At 36.3% G+C, this 2,269-nt stretch carries 3 protein-coding genes and 1 pseudogene; all 4 read right to left on the minus strand.

Going from position 1 to position 2,269, the window contains the following annotated elements; genetic code table 11:
* Positions 1–168: 168 nt before the first annotated feature.
* The gene (locus ACFIO3_RS11860) at positions 169–1,206 is read right to left on the minus strand and encodes a tyrosine-type recombinase/integrase (protein WP_375607455.1); all 1,038 of its coding nucleotides are present in this window, start codon (positions 1,204–1,206) and stop codon (positions 169–171) included.
* 8 nt (positions 1,207–1,214) lie between these two features.
* Entirely contained in the window at positions 1,215–1,433 is a 219-nt protein-coding gene (locus tag ACFIO3_RS11865; RefSeq protein ID WP_375680073.1) for a hypothetical protein, read from the minus strand.
* A 140-nt stretch (positions 1,434–1,573) separates the two neighbouring features.
* Positions 1,574–2,062 carry a DUF488 family protein gene (locus ACFIO3_RS11870; RefSeq protein WP_375704514.1) on the minus strand — a complete coding sequence of 163 codons (489 nt, stop codon included), beginning with the start codon at positions 2,060–2,062 and terminating at the stop codon, positions 1,574–1,576.
* 69 nt (positions 2,063–2,131) lie between these two features.
* A pseudogene (locus tag ACFIO3_RS11875) lies at positions 2,132–2,269 on the minus strand (exonuclease); the annotation flags it as partial.

The raw sequence follows: 2,269 nt of genomic DNA on the forward strand, positions 1-2,269 counted from the left end.
ACGAATCCCTCATGTCTAAAAGCTTGAGAAAAAACAATAAACTACGTGGAATAAAAGAAAAGTGGCTCCCCGGGCCGTTCTAATTGATTTTAATAAAATCAACATATTAATAAAATATAAGGGAATATTGTAGGTATTGTTTTTTTTAAGTTTTTTTTGCTTCTATCCCTAACTTTTTTGGAGCTTTTTTATAGCTTCAAGAGCTAATCTTTTACGATCTGCGCTCTTTGTATAAAGAGATGCCATTTTATCTTCTGTCCAGCCAAAAATTGCTTTCAATTGTGAAACTGTTGCACCAGAGTTAGCTGCGCGTGTTGCTGCTAATTTTCTCAATCCATGGGCTGATTTTTTAATACCTGCTGTATTACATGCTTCACGAAACAGGTTGCCAAAACTTTCTTTTACGAGCTTATTTCCATTTTTCCCGCAAATGAATGTTTCATTTCCAATAGGACCAATTTTAAGGGTTTCTGCTAATTCAGGCAAAATGGGTAGAAAAACATCTGTTTTAAATTGGCTCTTTTCTGTTTTCAGATGAATGATATTATCATTAACATCTTTCCAACCAATGCGGACGGCATCACCACGGCGTAAGCCCGTATAAAGAAGCACATCAACCCATACGCGTTCATGGGTACCATGTGACCAGCGTTGGTAATATTTCTCAACATCATCTTCTGTCCAAACAGCGAATCCGTCTTTATTGCTAAGAGCTGGTCTTTTTACTCCTATTGTTGGATTATTTTCCAAAAGTCCTTGGTCAATTGCCCAATTAAAAAGCCCATTAAGAGCTTTCAAAAAATTTTGAGCAGCTGATGGTGTTTCTTTACGCCGTTCAACACCGGCTATAATATGTTTTTTTTCAATTGCTTTGTATGGAATATTTCCTATGCTATCACATACCTTCATAAGGAGGAGTTCTCTTTGTCTTTTAGTAGCTTTAGCAAGGCTATGCCAATTGACGCTATTAAAATATTGTTTAAGCAGCCATGCAAATGACCCTTCAATCAGTTTTCCGGTTTTAGGTTTTGGAGGGATTATGCCTTGTAATTCGGCAAGTGCGCTTTTGTAGTTGTCAACAAACTCTTGCGTTCCATAGGTTCCGCGTATTCTAATACGTTTTCCATGACCAATACGTACATACCATATGATTTTGTTATGGCGTGTGACTTCTTTTAGAAGATAGGGGGGGCGTGGTTTAGGCATAAGCAATTTTACATCTTAGAGAGTGCGATTTCGTAATATTCATTCTTTGACAAATCTAAAAGTGTGTCTGGATGTGCTGTTGAGTTTGGTAATGGGATATCTGCTTTAAGATAGATAAGCAGTTCACCGGTAGGTTTGATTTCTATGAGTTCGCATTTTTGTTTTTTTGCTTCTCTTAAAGCTCGTGCAATGTCTGCTTGCGTTATGATAGCTTTACGAGGTGCCATATCTTTTCTCCTACATTGAGACGCAATTCACCCATTTCGTGAATCACGCATGACTTAAAAGTGTTAAGAAGGGTGGTGGTGCTAGGAGGCATTTGTGAAGAGAAGCACCTCCATATGTAAAAAATCTGTAAGTTTATTTTTTAGATGTGTTTAATTTCATATTTCCAATCAGGCAATTGAGTAAGAGCTAATGCGAGTTGTCCTCTATGACACATGCATACATTGGCTTCAAAACAGGTGATTGCAACGCGCTTTTTGTTTAAAAAAATTTGATATAATTTGTTTATTGCACAAAAATTATTCTTGAGAGTTGTATTTTGATAATTTTTAAAAAGGCGGTCATAATCTTTTTGTGTTTTCAAATTTCTTCGTTTTTCAGAAGCAATTCCAAGTTCAGGCATATGCATATATTCAATATCAATATTGCTTACAGCTTTTTCTAATTGTCTTTTTGAAAATCCGTGTTTTCTACTTACTGGATTTTTACGAACATCACATAAAGTTTTGATATTGTTTTCTATGAGACAACTAAGATAATTCTCAAGGGACCTACCTTCATAGCCAATGGTAAAAAAACAAAATTCCTCATCTTTAGCAGGCTGTATGATAATATGTTTGATGTTACACACGTTTAATTTCCTTATGTAAAAGGGCGGGGGTGATTGTAGATGTGCGGGGAACAAAACACCCCCATAAGGTTAAGCAGCTTTTGTAGAGAGTTGTTTTATCTCTCGTTCTATCTCTGCTAAAAAGGCTTGGACAGCTTGATTGATCTGTTCAATTTGTTGATCATCACGGAGAACACGCTTGACTTTCATGCGCAAGTGAAAGAATTC

Source organism: Bartonella sp. AD328YNZD (assembly GCF_042196425.1).

Excerpts from the sequence above, each read along its gene's own strand:
- ACFIO3_RS11860 (WP_375607455.1), bottom strand. The coding sequence starts at position 1,206 with ATGCCTAAACCACGCCCCCCCTATCTTCTAAAAGAAGTCACACGCCAT.
- ACFIO3_RS11865 (WP_375680073.1), bottom strand. The coding sequence starts at position 1,433 with ATGGCACCTCGTAAAGCTATCATAACGCAAGCAGACATTGCACGAGCT.